General features: G+C 67.9%; 16 protein-coding genes and 1 riboswitch. Of the genes, 9 read left to right on the top strand and 7 right to left on the bottom strand.

Annotated features, from left to right (window positions below):
• Window positions 1–14: 14 nt before the first annotated feature.
• Window positions 15–129, top strand: a riboswitch (TPP riboswitch).
• From thiO to ACRDU5_RS07005, 8 genes are all read left to right on the top strand, one after another.
• A complete protein-coding gene (gene thiO / locus ACRDU5_RS07040) occupies window positions 99–1,175 on the top strand; it encodes a glycine oxidase ThiO (protein ID WP_526613769.1) in 1,077 nt (358 codons plus the stop codon). It overlaps the preceding riboswitch by 31 nt.
• Window positions 1,172–1,369, top strand: coding sequence for a sulfur carrier protein ThiS (thiS, locus tag ACRDU5_RS07035; protein WP_526613768.1), 198 nt, complete (start codon window positions 1,172–1,174; stop codon window positions 1,367–1,369). The genes thiO and thiS overlap by 4 nt, the downstream gene beginning before the upstream one ends.
• Entirely contained in the window at window positions 1,362–2,120 is a 759-nt protein-coding gene (locus tag ACRDU5_RS07030) for a thiazole synthase (protein ID WP_526613767.1), read from the top strand. The genes thiS and ACRDU5_RS07030 overlap by 8 nt, the downstream gene beginning before the upstream one ends.
• Window positions 2,117–2,881: an SGNH/GDSL hydrolase family protein gene (locus ACRDU5_RS07025; RefSeq protein WP_526613766.1), complete on the top strand. Its 765-nt coding sequence runs from the start codon at window positions 2,117–2,119 to the stop codon at window positions 2,879–2,881. The genes ACRDU5_RS07030 and ACRDU5_RS07025 overlap by 4 nt, the downstream gene beginning before the upstream one ends.
• A gap of 12 nt (window positions 2,882–2,893) precedes the next feature.
• Window positions 2,894–3,802, top strand: a complete 909-nt coding sequence (locus ACRDU5_RS07020) for an ABC transporter ATP-binding protein (RefSeq protein WP_526613765.1) — start codon at window positions 2,894–2,896, stop codon at window positions 3,800–3,802.
• Window positions 3,803–4,519 (top strand): ABC transporter permease, encoded by a 717-nt coding sequence (locus ACRDU5_RS07015; RefSeq protein WP_526613764.1) that lies wholly within the window; start codon window positions 3,803–3,805, stop codon window positions 4,517–4,519.
• Window positions 4,520–4,543: 24 nt separating this feature from the next.
• Window positions 4,544–6,058, top strand: coding sequence for a M28 family metallopeptidase (locus ACRDU5_RS07010; RefSeq protein ID WP_526613763.1), 1,515 nt, complete (start codon window positions 4,544–4,546; stop codon window positions 6,056–6,058).
• The gene (locus ACRDU5_RS07005; protein ID WP_526613762.1) at window positions 6,055–7,521 is read left to right on the top strand and encodes a M28 family peptidase; all 1,467 of its coding nucleotides are present in this window, start codon (window positions 6,055–6,057) and stop codon (window positions 7,519–7,521) included. The genes ACRDU5_RS07010 and ACRDU5_RS07005 overlap by 4 nt, the downstream gene beginning before the upstream one ends.
• Here ACRDU5_RS07005 and ACRDU5_RS07000 read toward each other — a convergent pair.
• Genes ACRDU5_RS07000 through ACRDU5_RS06990 form a run of 3 tightly spaced genes read right to left on the bottom strand, consistent with a single transcriptional unit; the run spans window position 7,475 to window position 9,260 of the window.
• Window positions 7,475–8,728, bottom strand: coding sequence for an amino acid permease (locus tag ACRDU5_RS07000; protein ID WP_526613789.1), 1,254 nt, complete (start codon window positions 8,726–8,728; stop codon window positions 7,475–7,477). The genes ACRDU5_RS07005 and ACRDU5_RS07000 overlap by 47 nt on opposite strands.
• Before the next feature lie 21 nt (window positions 8,729–8,749).
• Window positions 8,750–9,091 carry a hypothetical protein gene (locus ACRDU5_RS06995; RefSeq protein WP_526613761.1) on the bottom strand — a complete coding sequence of 114 codons (342 nt, stop codon included), beginning with the start codon at window positions 9,089–9,091 and terminating at the stop codon, window positions 8,750–8,752.
• Window positions 9,092–9,104: 13 nt separating this feature from the next.
• Complete coding sequence (locus tag ACRDU5_RS06990) at window positions 9,105–9,260, bottom strand: hypothetical protein (protein WP_526613760.1); 156 nt, start codon at window positions 9,258–9,260, stop codon at window positions 9,105–9,107.
• A gap of 128 nt (window positions 9,261–9,388) precedes the next feature.
• Between ACRDU5_RS06990 and ACRDU5_RS06985 the strand changes: the two genes are divergently transcribed.
• Window positions 9,389–10,633: a TetR/AcrR family transcriptional regulator gene (locus ACRDU5_RS06985; protein ID WP_526613759.1), complete on the top strand. Its 1,245-nt coding sequence runs from the start codon at window positions 9,389–9,391 to the stop codon at window positions 10,631–10,633.
• Here ACRDU5_RS06985 and ACRDU5_RS06980 read toward each other — a convergent pair.
• The 4 genes from ACRDU5_RS06980 to ACRDU5_RS06965 all read right to left on the bottom strand — a co-directional run.
• The gene (locus ACRDU5_RS06980) at window positions 10,618–12,102 is read right to left on the bottom strand and encodes a flavin-containing monooxygenase (RefSeq protein WP_526613758.1); all 1,485 of its coding nucleotides are present in this window, start codon (window positions 12,100–12,102) and stop codon (window positions 10,618–10,620) included. The genes ACRDU5_RS06985 and ACRDU5_RS06980 overlap by 16 nt on opposite strands.
• On the bottom strand, window positions 12,099–12,725 hold the full coding sequence (locus ACRDU5_RS06975; protein ID WP_526613757.1) for an alpha/beta hydrolase family protein: 627 nt from the start codon (window positions 12,723–12,725) through the stop codon (window positions 12,099–12,101). The genes ACRDU5_RS06980 and ACRDU5_RS06975 overlap by 4 nt, the downstream gene beginning before the upstream one ends.
• The gene (gene thiD / locus ACRDU5_RS06970) at window positions 12,722–13,558 is read right to left on the bottom strand and encodes a bifunctional hydroxymethylpyrimidine kinase/phosphomethylpyrimidine kinase (RefSeq protein ID WP_526613756.1); all 837 of its coding nucleotides are present in this window, start codon (window positions 13,556–13,558) and stop codon (window positions 12,722–12,724) included. The genes ACRDU5_RS06975 and thiD overlap by 4 nt, the downstream gene beginning before the upstream one ends.
• Window positions 13,555–14,030 (bottom strand): phosphomethylpyrimidine synthase ThiC (locus ACRDU5_RS06965; RefSeq protein ID WP_526613755.1); only part of this gene is annotated, 476 nt, incomplete at its 5' end. The genes ACRDU5_RS06965 and thiD, both read right to left, overlap by 4 nt.

The raw sequence follows: 14,030 nt of genomic DNA, 5'->3' as shown, positions 1-14,030 counted from the left end.
GCGAGGGTAGTGTGGAGCCTCGACACGGGAGTCCCGGGAACCGGGGACTGAGAGTGGGCTCGCGGAACCAGCCCTTACCGTCACACCTGATCCGGGTCATGCCGGCGAAGGGAGCGAAATTGCCCTCAGGCCAATCCGCCGGCTCGCCGGCGGGAACACTGGCCGTCGTCGGCGGCGGCGTCATCGGCCTTGCGATCGCGCGCCGCGCCGCGCTCGACGGCTGGGATGTGCGCGTACACCGCACCGACGATCCAGGCGCGTCGTGGGTGGCCGGCGGCATGCTGGCCCCGCACAGCGAAGGCTGGCCGGGCGAGGAGCGGCTGCTGCGGCTGGGCCTGGCATCGTTGGCGCTGTGGCATGGTGACTTTCTTGACGGCCTGCCGGCCGATGTCGTCACCGCACGCGAGTCGCTGGTGGTCGCGGTCGACCGCGCCGACGCCGCGGACCTGAGGACGGTCGGTGAGTGGCTGGCTGCACAGGGCCACCCGGTGACATTGACATCGGATGCGCGTGACATCGAACCGCTACTGGCGCAAGGGATTCGACACGGCTTTCGCGCCGAAACCGAACTCGCCGTCGACAATCGGGTGGTGGTAGAAGGTCTGGCCGCACACTGTGAACGGCTCGGCGTGCAATGGGCGCCGCCGGCCGGCGATCTGGGCGAGCTGGCGGAGGTCGACGCCGTGGTGATCGCCAACGGGATCGATGCGCCCGAGCTGTGGCCCGGTCTGCCGATCCGCCCGGTCAAGGGTGAGGTGTTGCGGCTGCGGTGGCGGCGCGGTTGTATGCCGGTGCCGCAGCGGGTGATCCGGGCGCGCGTGCACGGGCGGCAGGTCTACCTGGTACCGCGGCCGGACGGCGTCGTGGTCGGCGCCACCCAGTACGAGCATGGCCGCGACACCGCGCCCGCCGTGACCGGTGTGCGAGAACTGCTCGACGACGCCTGCGCGGTGGTGCCGGCACTGGGCGAGTACGAATTCGCCGAATGCGCGGCCGGCCTGCGGCCGATGACACCGGACAACGTGCCGCTGGTCGGCTGGCTCGACGATCGCACGTTGGTGGCCGCGGGCCACGGCCGGTCCGGCTTCCTGTTGGCGCCGTGGACGGCCGAAGCGATCGTCGGCGAGCTCAACGGCGCTCCGTTGCCGGACGCCGACCTGGTGGAGGTTCGATGATCGTCACCGTCAACGACGAAGCGGTCGAGGTGGACGAACAGACCAGCGTGGCCGGGCTGCTGGAGAGCCTCGGATTTCCGGAGAAGGGCGTCGCGGTCGCCGTGGACTGGGCGGTGTTGCCGCGGTCGCGCTGGCAGACCGCGTTGACCGACGGCGCGCGGGTGGAAGTGGTGACGGCGGTGCAGGGTGGCTGATTCCAAGTTCACCATCGCCGGGCGCGAGTTCGGCTCGCGGCTCATCCTCGGCACCGGCGGTGCGGCCAACCTGGCGGTGCTGGAGGAGGCGCTGGTGGCGTCGGGCACCGAATTGACCACCGTCGCGATGCGGCGGGTGGACGCAGCGGCCGGCACCGGCGTGCTCGGCCTGTTGAACCGGCTGAACATCACCCCGCTGCCCAACACGGCCGGATGCCGGGGCGCCGCCGAAGCGGTGCTGACCGCCCAGCTCGCCCGCGAGGCGTTGCAGACCGACTGGGTCAAGCTGGAAGTCATCGCCGACGAGCGCACCCTGCTGCCGGATGCTGTCGAATTGGTCCGCGCCACAGAGCAATTGGTGGACGACGGGTTCGTGGTGCTGCCCTACACCAACGACGACCCGGTGCTGGCCCGGCGGCTGGAGGACACCGGCTGCGTGGCGGTGATGCCGCTGGGCTCGCCGATCGGCACCGGGCTCGGCATCGCCAACCCGCACAACATCGAAATGATCGTGGAGGCGGCCGGCGTGCCGGTGATCCTCGACGCGGGCATCGGGACCGCCAGCGACGCCGCGCTCGCGATGGAGCTGGGCTGCGACGCGGTGCTGCTCGCCAGCGCCGTCACCCGGGCCGCCGACCCGCCCGTCATGGCCGCCGCGATGGCCGCCGCCGTCACCGCCGGGTATCTGGCCCGCCAGGCCGGCCGGATCCCGAAGCGCTTCTGGGCGGAGGCGTCCAGCCCATCAATATGACGAAAAGATATGTGGCCCTGGGTAGTTCGATGGCTTCCGGCCCTGGCATACAACCACGCGCCGCGGGCGCACCCTGGCGGGCCGGCCGCTCGGCGGCCAACTACCCGCACCTGGTTGCATGCCGGCTCGGTCTCGACCTCGTCGACGTAACGTACTCGGGCGCCACCACCGCCCATGTCCTCACCGACCATCAGAACTGCGCACCACCGCAGGTCGCGGCCCTCGATGGCTCGGAGGTGTTGGTCACGGTGACGATCGGCGGCAACGACGTCGGCTACGTGCCGATGCTGATGGCGGCCGGCCTGCCGAGGCTGGCCCGCTCGGTGCCCCTGCTGGGTGGGCGGCTGCGGGACCTGCTCGACCCCGCCGCCCGGGACCGCGCTCTGGTCCAGCTCGATGAGTCGCTGAAAGAGGTCGGGCGCACCGTTCGGCAGCTGGCGCCGCGGGCGCGGGTCTTCTTCGTCGATTACCTCACGCTGCTGCCGCCGCCCGGTCAGAGCGCGCCGCCGCTGTCGGACGTCGACGTCGCCCTCGGTCGCCGGGTTGCCGACACGCTGGAACGCTTGACAACGGAGGCGGCCGCGGCCACCGGATGCGAATTGGTGCGGGCCGCGGCGGCCAGCAGCACGCATCACGCCTGGTCGGAGGTGCCCTGGACGACCAGATTCGGCTTGCCACTACCCGGTCGCCCGGCCCCGCTGCATCCCAATAGCGAAGGCATGCGTGCCGTGGCGGACATGGTCGCGGCGCAGGCGGCCTGAAAGTATGATCCGATGATCGAGCTGGCCGGTCTCACCAAGGTGTTCGGCCGAAACCGGGCGGTCGACGACCTGACCTTTTCCATCGAACCGGGGATGGTCACCGGATTCCTAGGCCCCAACGGGGCGGGCAAGACCACCACCATGCGGATGATCCTCGGGCTGGACCATCCGACGGCGGGCACCGCCACCATCGATGGCCGGACCTACCGGGAGCTGCGTGACCCGCTGCGTCATGTCGGTGCGCTGCTGGACGCCACGCAGACTCATCCCAACCGGTCGGCGCGCTCACACCTCCGCTGGATCGCGGCGACCCACCGGCTGCCGGTCAAGCGGGTGGACGAGGTGCTCGACATGGTTGGCCTGTCCGCGGTCGCCGGCAAGAACGCCGGCACGCTGTCGCTGGGCATGAGCCAGCGGCTGGGCATCGCGGCCGCGCTGCTCGGTGACCCGCCGGTGCTGCTGTTCGACGAGCCGGTCAACGGGCTCGATCCCGAGGGCATCCGCTGGGTGCGCACGCTGATGCGCACACTGGCCGGGCAGGGCTGCACCGTTTTCGTGTCCAGCCACCTCCTGGCCGAGATGGCCAACACCGCCGACCGGCTGGTGGTGATCGGGCGCGGCAAGTTGATCGCGTCGACCACGGTCAGCGATTTCGTCGGCCGCTCGGGCGCCGACACCATTCGGGTGCGCAGCCCGCAGCTCGACCGGCTGCGGCAGGTGCTGACCGAAGCCGACGTGGTGACCGACGACGATCCCGCCTCGGCCGCCTTGCTGGTGCGCGGCGCGGCCATCGAGGTCGTCGGAGAGCTGGCCGCACGCAACGCGATCACCCTGTACGAACTGAGCCCGCAGCAGGTCTCGCTGGAAGAGGCGTACATGCAACTCACCGACGACGCGGTGCAGTACCGGGCGGTGACCTGAGTGAACGCGGTCGCGGTTCTGAACGCCGAATGCATCAAGCTGTCGACCACCAGATCACCGCTGTGGTCGGCGGTCGCGGTCGCAGTGCTCAGCCTCGGCCTGGCCGCGGCGCAGGCTTCGACCGTCTACGGCCCGGGTCCTCTGGCGCCAGAAAAGGCGGCGATGGGTGTGGCCGTCTTCGGGGTGCCGGTGCTGATGATCCTGTCTTCGTTGACGGTGACCAACGAGTACCGCAGCGGACTGATCCGCACCACCTTCATGGCCGTCCCCAACCGCACACTGGTTCTGGTGACCAAAGCCGTTGTCGCGGTGGCCTTTTCCGGCATGTACGCCGCAGTGATGGTGGTCGCGTCGATCGTGGTTGCGCGCTCGGAACTGAACTGGCGCCTCGTTGGGGCGATCGCCATCTACGCTGCGGTCGCGGCGGTGCTCGGGGTCGGGGTAGGAGCGCTGGTGCGGGCCTCCGCGGGCGCTGTCGCGCTGCTGCTGCTGTTGCCGTTGGTCGTCGAGCCGATGCTGGGCAACATGCCCAACATCTCTTCCGAGATCGGGCCTTACCTTCCGTTCGCCAACGCGTTTGTGTTCACCCGCGTGCAGTGGCTCTATCCGATCTACGACATGCCGTGGGGTGAGCTGGGCTCGCTCATGTACTTCGCCGCTGTGGCGACTGGGGTGTTCCTCGCGGCGCTCGTCACGATCAACCGCCGCGACGCATGAGCGGCACCCGCTAACGTGGGATCGATGGGGCGCAAATCGCGAGCGGTATCGGCGGTGCTGGCGGTGGCGGTCGTCGTGGCCGCACTCGGAGGCTGCGGTAGGCCGACACCGACGATCAAGCCGCCCACTTCCCCGCCGGTGGCCGACCGAGCCGCTGCCGATTTCGCGGCGAAGCTGCGCCAGCGGGTGACGGCAGACGCGATGATGGCACACCTGACCAAGCTGGCCGACATCGCCGATGAACACGGTGGTAATCGAGCACTTGGAACCCCCGGCTACGACGCAAGTTTCGACTATATGGTGGGTGCGCTGCGGGACAAGGGATTTGACGTGCAGACACCCGAGTTCGAGGTGCGCCTGCCGTTCGCCGAGAAACCCGAGCTCATCGTGGGCGGCGCGACGATCGCCGCCAAGCCGCTGGAGTTCACCATCGGCACGCCGCCGGAGGGGGTATCGGGACCGCTGGTCGCGGCCCGTGTCGAGGATTCCCCCGGCTGCACCGCATCGGATTACGACGGCCTTCCGGTCGACCGGGCGGTGGTGCTGGTGGACCGCGGCACCTGCCAGTTCTCGGAGAAACAGGCGGTGGCCGCCGAACGCGGGGCGGTGGCGTTGATCGTCGCCAACAACGAAGACGGTGACGAGATGGGTGGCACCCTCGGCCCGGACGCCAACGTCAAGATCCCGGTCATCAGCGTCACCAAAGCATCCGGTGACCGATTGCGGGCCTCGCCGGCGGACACCACCATCAAGCTCAAGGCCGGCATTCGCACCGAGCGCACCCGCAATGTGATCGCACAGACCGAAACCGGCTCGACGGCCGATGTGGTGATGGTCGGCGCGCATCTGGACAGCGTGGCGGAAGGTCCGGGCATCAACGACAACGGCTCGGGCGTGGCCGCGGTGCTGGAAACCGCACTGCAGCTGGGTAGTTCGCCACAGGTGCAGAACGCGGTGCGGTTCGGCTTCTGGGGCGCCGAGGAGTTCGGCCTGCTCGGCTCGGAGAACTACATCGAGTCGCTGAATATCGATGCGCTCAAGGACATCGCCCTCTACCTGAACTTCGACATGGTGGCCTCACCGAACCCCGGCTACTTCACCTATGACGGAGACCAGTCGGCTCCGCCGAACCCCCGCGAGGTGGTACCGCGGGTGCCCGAGGGGTCCGCGGGGATCGAACGCACCCTGGTGGCATACGTCAAGGGCACCGGGAAGACCCCGCAGGACACGTCATTCGTCGGCCGCTCCGACTATGACGGCTTCACCCAGGCCGGCGTTCCGGCCGGCGGCCTGTTCTCCGGCGCCGAGGAGAAGATGACCGACCAACAAGCCAAGCTGTGGAACGGCGAGGCGGGACAGCCGTTCGATCCCAACTACCACAAAGAATCCGACACTCTCGAGCACATCGATCGCGCCGCGCTGGAGATCAACGGCGCCGGGGTCGCCTACGTGGTCGGGATCTACGCACAGGATCAACGCGGCCGCAACGGCGTGCCGATCCGCGACGACCGCACCCGGCATGTTGTTGCTGCTTCATGACAACCTCGGCAGCGCCGTGGGCACGGGCGGCGGCGGTACTGATCATCGCGACGGTGCTCGGGGCGTGCTCGTCGGCGCCCCCACCCGCACCGGACCTGGCGGACGAAGTGGCGGGCAAGGTCACCGTCGACGGCATGTACACCCATCTGCGCAAGCTGCAGGAGATCGCCGACGCGAACAATCGCACCCGCACCGAAGGCACGCCCGGGTATGACGCCAGCGTGGACTATGTCGCGCAATTCCTGCGGGACAAGGGTTTTGATGTTCAAACGCCGGAATTCGAGCGCCTCGGCGGCGGGCAGGGCGGGAACCCGACGTTGACGGTCGGCCGCCGCGACTTTCCCGTCGACCAGGCCTCGCTGTTGGTCACCACTCCGCCGGGCGGCCTGAGTGCCAGAACGCTGCGTCCGCGAAAAGCACCCGGTTGCACCGGAAGCGACTACGGCGGGATGTCGGTCAAGGGCGTGATCGTCGTGGTCGACGACACCGGCTGTTCCGTCGTCGACAAGCAGAAGACGGCCGACGCTGCGGGCGCCGTTGGGCTCCTCGTTGTCAGCGCGCCAGGGACCAGCGGCGGCCCCGCGGGCCTCTTCCCGCCGGGCTATTACCAGCGACTCACGTTTCCGGTCGGAGTCATCGACAACGACGCCGACGCCGCTCTGCGCAGCACCAACGCGCCGGTCCGGTTGGTACTCGACAACAAGGCCACCAATATTAGGTCGCGAAATATATTGGCGCAAACCAAGACCGGCGATACCAACAACGTGGTTCTGGTCGGTGCGCACCTGGACAGCGTTCCCGGCAGCCCCGGCATCAACGACAACGGCACGGGCGTGGCCGCGCTGCTGGAAACCGCCGCGGCGCTGGGATCGCAGCCACAGGTCACCAACGCGGTGCGCTTCGGCTTCTGGGGATCCGAGGAGGCGGCCCTGGATGGATCGACGAAGTACGTCGACGGTCTAGACCGCGACCAACTCGACGACATCGCGCTGTACCTCAACTTCGACATGCTCGGTTCGCCGAACGCGGGCTTCTTCACCTACGACGGCGACCAGTCCGGTCGGCCCAACCCCGACGTCCGCGAGGTACCCATCGGCTCGGCGGGCATCGAACGAAACCTGGCCGGATATCTCAACCTGGCCGGCATCCGTCCCGCCGACCTGCCGCTGGGTAAGGCCAGTGACTACAGCCCGTTCCTCGTTGCAGGCGTCCCGATCGGCGGCACCACCACCGGTGCCGGGCAACGGAAAACGGAGCTGCAGGCCCGGTTGTGGGGCGGTCGCGCCGGAGTCGCGTTCGACCCGAACTACCACCTGCCGGGCGACACCATCGACAACGTCGGCCGCGACGCGCTTGCCGTCATGGGCCCCGCCGTTGCCTTCGCGGTCGGCAGCTACGCGCAGTCGATCGACGGCGTCAACGGTGTTCCGCCCCGCGACCAGCGGCACCGGAACATGCCTTAGCCACCCAGTAGGCTAGCGCGCCGAGAAGCACCACACCGGCACCCGCAAGTACCGAAGTGACCGGCAGCAGGACGGCCAGCAGCAGGCAGCCCGCCAGGCCGACAGCGGGAATGACCTTGCGGCCTAACGTCGCGGCGGACGCGTTGGCGATTGCGTAGTAGAGCAGCACCGCGAACGACGCGAACCCGATCGCGCCCCGCACGTCGGCGACAGCGGCGACCACCGCGACGACGGCACCCACCGCCAGTTCCGCGCGGTGCGGGCTGGCGAATCGCGGATGCACCGCGGCCAGCGCATGCGGCAGATGCCGGTCCCTGGCCATCGCCAGTGTCGTCCTCGAGACGCCCAAGATGAGGGCCAACAGCGAACCCAACGCCGCTACCGCTGCTCCGGCTCGCACGACGGGTTCGACGCCGGAAAAGCCCGCGGCGCGCACGGCGTCGGCCAGCGGCGCACTCGACGCCGCCAGCCCGGCGCTGCCCAGTTCCGCCAGCACCGCCACCGCGACGACGGCGTAGATCACCAACGCGATGCCGAGCGCGATCGGAATGGCCCGCGGGATGGTGCGAGCGGGGTCGCGCACCTCCTCGCCCAGGGTGGCGATCCGCGCATATCCCGCGAACGCGAAGAACAGCAGACCTGCGGCCTGCAGCACCCCACTTGCGGTGACCTCGTCGCCCAACGCCAGCCGCGAAGCGTCGATGTCGCCGAACCCGAGGACGATCACCACCACCGCGGCGAGAACGGCCAGCACGCCCGCGATGATGATGCGGGTCAGCAGCGCGGACTTCTGGATGCCCGCGTAATTGACCGCGGTCAATGCCACGACCGCGGCCACCGCGACCGCGTGCGCATAGGCCGGCCAGGCGTAGAGCCCCACGGTCAGCGCCATCGCGGCGCACGAGGCTGTCTTGCCGACCACGAAGCTCCAGCCCGCGGTGTAACCCCAGAACTCGCCTAGTCGCTCCCGACCGTAGACATACGTTCCGCCGGACTGTGGATACAACGCGGCCAACCGTGCCGACGATGTGGCATTGCAGTAGGCGACGACGGCCGCGATCGCCAATCCGATGAGTAGACCCGAACCCGCCGCCGCCGCGGCGGGCGCCAGCGCGACGAAGATTCCGGCGCCGATCATCGAGCCGAGCCCGATGGTCACGGCGTCAGCGGTGCCGAGCCGCCGCTGCAGGGCCGAGCCGTCCGGCATGGTCACCGGACAGATGCTAGATCACGAACTCTTGTCTTCTCCGAACGCCGATTCCCGGCCCCAGACCGTGGCCGCGATGAGAACGAGAAGGGCGGAAACGACCAAGCCGATCGCCACCATCGGAATTGCCCAGATCCGGCGCAGCATCAGCGCTGTCTCGCATTGACCGACGTAGTCGTCGCCGCCGTTGGCGTCGGCCGCCTGCGTCAGGTCGGTGCCGAATCCGGTGCCGCACTTGATCTGCCATCCCCATTGGTCGTACGAGTCGATGAAAACCGGGAACTTCAGCGCGAGCAATCCGACGGCGATCAGGGCGACGCTGAGGACGCCGAGATAAAAGGCGCGGTGGTGATAGTGATGCAACTGTGCCTCCCGTTCAGGTCATACCGACGTCGGCGACCAGCAGCACCGGCCAGGAGACGATCGCTCCGAGGAAGGACACGACCAGGTCGATGCCGAGTACGACCGCGACGATGATGAGCTCACCGATACTGACTCGGTAGCCCAGCAGCCTTCGCAGCGCGTCAAGCACGGGACCCCCATCCGGCCTACACCTGTCCATTATGTTAATGATCATTCTTCCCTCAGTGACCGCTTTGACAATATTTATCAGTCGAAGTCGGCAGCTATGTGTGCACGAAGTCCGTTATGGTGATGGCCATGGCGCGCAGCCGGCCCAACCCTGACGGTGGCATCCGGCGCCGCCCGAAGGATCGCAAGGCTCAGATTGCCCGAGTGTCGGCCGAGGCGTTCAGCGCGCTCGGCTATCACGCGGTGAGCATGGAGACGATCGCGTCGCGGGTCGGGATCTCGGCGACCGCCCTGTACCGCCACTATCCGAGCAAGTACGACTTGTTCCGTGATGCGGTGCTGGCGATGGGCCAGCAATTGGTGGAGTGCACGGCGTTCGCCGACGACGCCCCGCCTGACGCCGGGACCTTGCGGCGACTCATCGCCGCGCTCACCGATACCGCGCTGATCAACCGCGAATCGGGCGGTCTCTACCGGTGGGAGGCGCGGTATCTGCGAGGCGACGACCAGACCACCCTGGGCGCCCAGATACGCACCGTCAACCGCCGGATTCATCGTCCGCTGGCGGCACTTCGCCCGGAACTCACCTCCAGGCAGCGCTGGACTCTGTCGTCGTCGATGCTCAGTGCGATCGGGAGCATTGTCGATCACCGCGCGAAGCTGCCGGCCGTCCAGATTCGCGCGGTGCTGGCCGAAATCGCGATCGCCATCTCGACCGCCGACGTTCTTGACTCGCCGGACGGGCCCGCTGCCGGCACGCCGACCCCGGCAGCAGTTGAGCCCGCCAAATATGAAGCGCTGCTGACCGAGTCGTTGCGCTTGTTCAACCTGAATGGTTACCGCGACACCACCATGGACGAGATCGCATCGGCGGTCGGCATGCCAACCTCCGGGATCTACCGGTACTTCTCCGGCAAGAGCGACATCCTCGCCGCGGCCTTTCGGCGAGCGGCGGATCGGTTGTCGGCCGAGGTGTCGTCGATCCTCGGCGCGGTGCCTGATCCGGAGGAAGCGCTGACCGCGCTGATCGATGCCTACGTGGCAAGGTCTTTCGAGCAGCCGGAGCTGGACTACGTTTATTACGCCGAACGCGCCAACATGGCGCCCGCCGACCAGAAGATCCTGCGCAACCTGCAGAGGTCCACCGTCGAATCGTGGACGCAGCTTGTGGTGTCCGTGCGGCCCGACTGGATGCCCGGGCAGGCGCAGTTCGCGGTTCACGCAGCCATGGCGCTGGTGATCGACCTGGGCCGGCTCATGCACTACGACAACACCGCACAATCGCGCGCGACGGTTTGCCGGTTACTGGACCTCACGCTGCTGGGCCGCTACCGGTTGCGGACCACGTTGTCGGCCGATCATGCAAACTGGTAGTCGCTCAACGGGAATCGAGATGCTTCGGCGACGGCGTTGTGGGTAGATGTCGGCCGCAGCAATGTCGCCTCTCCGCTGTGGTTGAAGTAGTAGGACCGCGACGTCGCGCAGTCACCGCCGTAGAACACCGAGTTGTCGAGCAGGTCGGTCATCCGGTCCAGGAAGCGGGTATTCGCATCCTCGGTCACGTCGAAGGTGCGGGCACCACGGCGCTGTAGTTCACGGAACAACCGATCCACATGCCGCATCTCGCGTTCGATCGTGTCGAAGTACGACAGGCCGCTGTACGCGTACGGTCCTGCCATGTTGAGGTAGTTGGGGAAGTACGGCATCGACACGCCCTGATAGGCCTGGAACCTGTTCTCCCGCCACCACTTGCCGAGGTTGCGGCCGTGGCGACCGACGACCTCGATGGCCGGGAAGTTGGCGTCCCACAGGTCGAAACCGGTGGCCAACACCAACGTGTCGATCTGCGTCTTGTCACCGTCCGCAGTAACGATGCCGTCGGGTTCGATGCGTTCGATGCCGGTGGTTTCCAGATGGATATTCGGCTTGGTGAACGCGCGATAGTAGGTGTTCGAAAAAGTCGGCCGCTTGCAGCCGAAGTCGTAGTCCGGGGTGAGCTTGCGGCGGAGCTCCTTGTCGCGGATCGACGCGAACCGGTGGATCTTCGACAGAATGGCGGCGGCGGTGTTCAGCCGGCGGAACTGCCGGTAGTGCAGCACGGCCGAGATCAACATCAACTCGAGGATGTTGTCGGTCGCCCAGCGAAAAGCGCGGTGCACCAGCGGAACCCGGCCGAAGAGTCGCCGCAGCGGTCCGGCGATAGGAAAGTCGAACTTGGGCACCACATAAATCGGCGTGCGCTGGTAAACGGTCATGTCGGCGACGCGCTCGGCGAGCTCGGGGATGAGCTGGACCGCGGTGGCACCGGTGCCGATGAGCCCGATGCGGCGGCCGTCGAAGTCGTAGTCGTCATCCCACGCCGTTGTGTGAATGGTCCGTCCGGTGAATTCCGTGATGCCGGGAATCTCTGGGGTGTGCGGCTGGGAGAGGAACCCCGTCGCGGTGATCAGGAAGCGCGCCGTCAGCGTTTCTCCGCCGGCCAGCGCCACCTGCCAGGCCTGGCTTTCCTCGTCCCAGCGCGCACTCTCGACGCCTGCGTTGAAACGCATGTGGCGGCGCACGTCGTACTTGTCCGCGACGTCGTCGGCGTATCGCTTGAGCTCGGCGCCGGGGGCGAACAGCCGCGACCAGTTCGGGTTCGGCTCGAACCAATAGGAGTAGGTGGTCGATGGGATGTCGACGGCCAGACCGGGGTAACGGTTCACATGCCACGTCCCACCGAGGTCGTTCTCGCGTTCGAGGATCACGAAGTTGTCGTAGCCCAGCCGGCGCAGCTGGATCGCCGCCCCGATTCCGCCGAAACCTGCCCCCACGATGACCGCGTCGAAGTGCTGCGAAGTCATGCCTTCGACGCTACCAACCGTAGCGCCGCGTCGACCGCCAGCACGGGTACATCGACGGTCTTGGCCCCGAGGTCGTGGCGGCCGCCGGTGACCTCGACGATCTCGGTCGGTGCGGGAATCAGCGCGGCGGCGGCCCGCAGCTCGTCGAGCGTTCCGAACGGGTCGGACGTTCCGTGGGTGAACACCGTCGGTGCCGCGATGCGTGGCAGGTGTTCGGTGCGGAGCCGGTCGGCCTTGCCGGGCGGATGCAGCGGATAGGAGAACAGCGTCAGCACGTCGACGCCGAGGCCGTCGTCGGCGACGGCCATGGACGTCAGCCTGCCGCCATAGGAATGCCCACCCGCAATGACCGGGCCGGTGGCCAGTTCCCGCACGACCGCTACGGCCTCAAGGATGCCCTCGCGGTCACGCGCCGCCGATCCGGACGGCGGGCCCTTCGGTCGACGCCGCCGGTAGGGCAGGTTGTAGCGCACCGCCAGCCAGCCGCGGCGGGCCCACTCGTCGCAGATCTTCTTCAGTAGCGGCGACTCGCGGCTGCCACCCGCCCCGTGCGTCAGCACGACAACACCGCGCGGGTCTTGGTCGGGCCGGTGCGCAACGCCCGCAATGGAATCCAGGCTCATGACCACAGCCGAAACAGCGGCGACACCGGCCCGTGGCCGTGGCCCAGTGGATAGGCCGCCTTCAGGCACTCGGTCACCCAGCGCTTCGCGAACGCCACCGCGTCGGGAACCGAGTAACCGTGTGCCAGCGCGCACGCGGCAGCCGCGGCCAACGTGTCGCCGGCGCCGTGGTCGTTTCCGGTGACGACACGCGCTGCGTCGAACTCGTGAAACTCGTTGCCGTCGAAGAGCAGATCGGGGCTTTGCGCCGAGGACTGCAAATGACCTCCCTTGACCAACACCCACTGCGGACCCAACACGTGCAGGGCACGCGCGGCCTCTTGCTGTGAACTCGCGTCTACCACATCAATGTCTACCAAGAGCCGCACCTCGTGCAGGTTCGGGGTGATCAACGTGGCCAATGGGAACAATTGTGTGCGAATCGAATCCAGCGCGTCGGGTTCCAGCAACGGGTCGCCGTGCATGGATGCGCACACCGGGTCGACGACGAACGGCACCGAGCCGGCCAGGCCCTGCGCGCGCCAGGTCCGCGCCACCGTATCGATGACCTCCGTCGACGCCAGCATGCCGGTTTTCGCGGCCTGCAGACCGATATCCCCGGCCACCACCTCGATCTGCGCGGCGATCGTGCCGCCGGGGACCGTGTGAAAACCCCTGACGCCCACCGAGTTCTGCACCGTCACTGCGGTTACCGCGCATAGCGCGTGCACGCCCAGCAGCGCGCAGGTGCGGACGTCGGCCTGCAGGCCGGCGCCGCCCCCCGAATCCGACCCGGCGATCGTCAGCACCCGCACTGGCGTCTCCCCCGGATCGGGCAGCGGCAGAAAACTCACTGTGTCACCGGCAGATACACCTGGCCGCCCTGCTCGACGAATTCCCGCGACTTGGCCGCCATCGCGTCCCGGACATCCTGGCTGATACGCATCGAGCAGAACTTCGGACCGCACATCGAGCAGAAGTGAGCGGTCTTGGCGGGCTCGGCCGGCAGCGTTTCGTCGTGGAACTCCCGCGCGGTGTCCGGGTCGAGGGACAGCGCGAACTGATCGTTCCAGCGAAACTCGAACCGCGCCGTCGACAACGCGTCGTCCCGTTCCTGGGCGCGGGGATGGCCCTTCGCCAGATCCGCCGCGTGCGCCGCGATCTTGTAGGCGATGACGCCGTCCTTCACGTCCTTGCGATCGGGCAGGCCGAGGTGCTCCTTCGGCGTGACATAGCACAGCATCGCGGTGCCGGCCTGGGCGATGATCGCCGCGCCGATCGCCGAGGTGATGTGGTCGTAGGCGGGGGCGATGTCGGTGGCCAGCG

Origin of the sequence: Mycobacterium sp. (assembly GCF_050701515.1) — a bacterium.
Classification (GTDB): domain Bacteria; phylum Actinomycetota; class Actinomycetes; order Mycobacteriales; family Mycobacteriaceae; genus Mycobacterium.
Note: the sequence above shows the minus strand (reverse complement) of the source record. Positions and strands in the feature narration are given on the sequence as shown.

What these genes read in the sequence shown, in the direction of transcription:
- ACRDU5_RS07025 (WP_526613766.1), top strand. Translation starts at nt 2,117, where the DNA reads ATGACGAAAAGATATGTGGCCCTGGGTAGTTCGATGGCTTCCGGCCCT.
- ACRDU5_RS07005 (WP_526613762.1), top strand. Translation starts at nt 6,055, where the DNA reads ATGACAACCTCGGCAGCGCCGTGGGCACGGGCGGCGGCGGTACTGATC.
- ACRDU5_RS06985 (WP_526613759.1), top strand. Translation starts at nt 9,389, where the DNA reads ATGGCGCGCAGCCGGCCCAACCCTGACGGTGGCATCCGGCGCCGCCCG.
- thiO (WP_526613769.1), top strand. Translation starts at nt 99, where the DNA reads ATGCCGGCGAAGGGAGCGAAATTGCCCTCAGGCCAATCCGCCGGCTCG.
- thiS (WP_526613768.1), top strand. Translation starts at nt 1,172, where the DNA reads ATGATCGTCACCGTCAACGACGAAGCGGTCGAGGTGGACGAACAGACC.
- ACRDU5_RS07000 (WP_526613789.1), bottom strand. Translation starts at nt 8,728, where the DNA reads ATGCCGGACGGCTCGGCCCTGCAGCGGCGGCTCGGCACCGCTGACGCC.
- ACRDU5_RS06975 (WP_526613757.1), bottom strand. Translation starts at nt 12,725, where the DNA reads ATGAGCCTGGATTCCATTGCGGGCGTTGCGCACCGGCCCGACCAAGAC.
- ACRDU5_RS06980 (WP_526613758.1), bottom strand. Translation starts at nt 12,102, where the DNA reads ATGACTTCGCAGCACTTCGACGCGGTCATCGTGGGGGCAGGTTTCGGC.
- ACRDU5_RS07010 (WP_526613763.1), top strand. Translation starts at nt 4,544, where the DNA reads ATGGGGCGCAAATCGCGAGCGGTATCGGCGGTGCTGGCGGTGGCGGTC.
- ACRDU5_RS07020 (WP_526613765.1), top strand. Translation starts at nt 2,894, where the DNA reads ATGATCGAGCTGGCCGGTCTCACCAAGGTGTTCGGCCGAAACCGGGCG.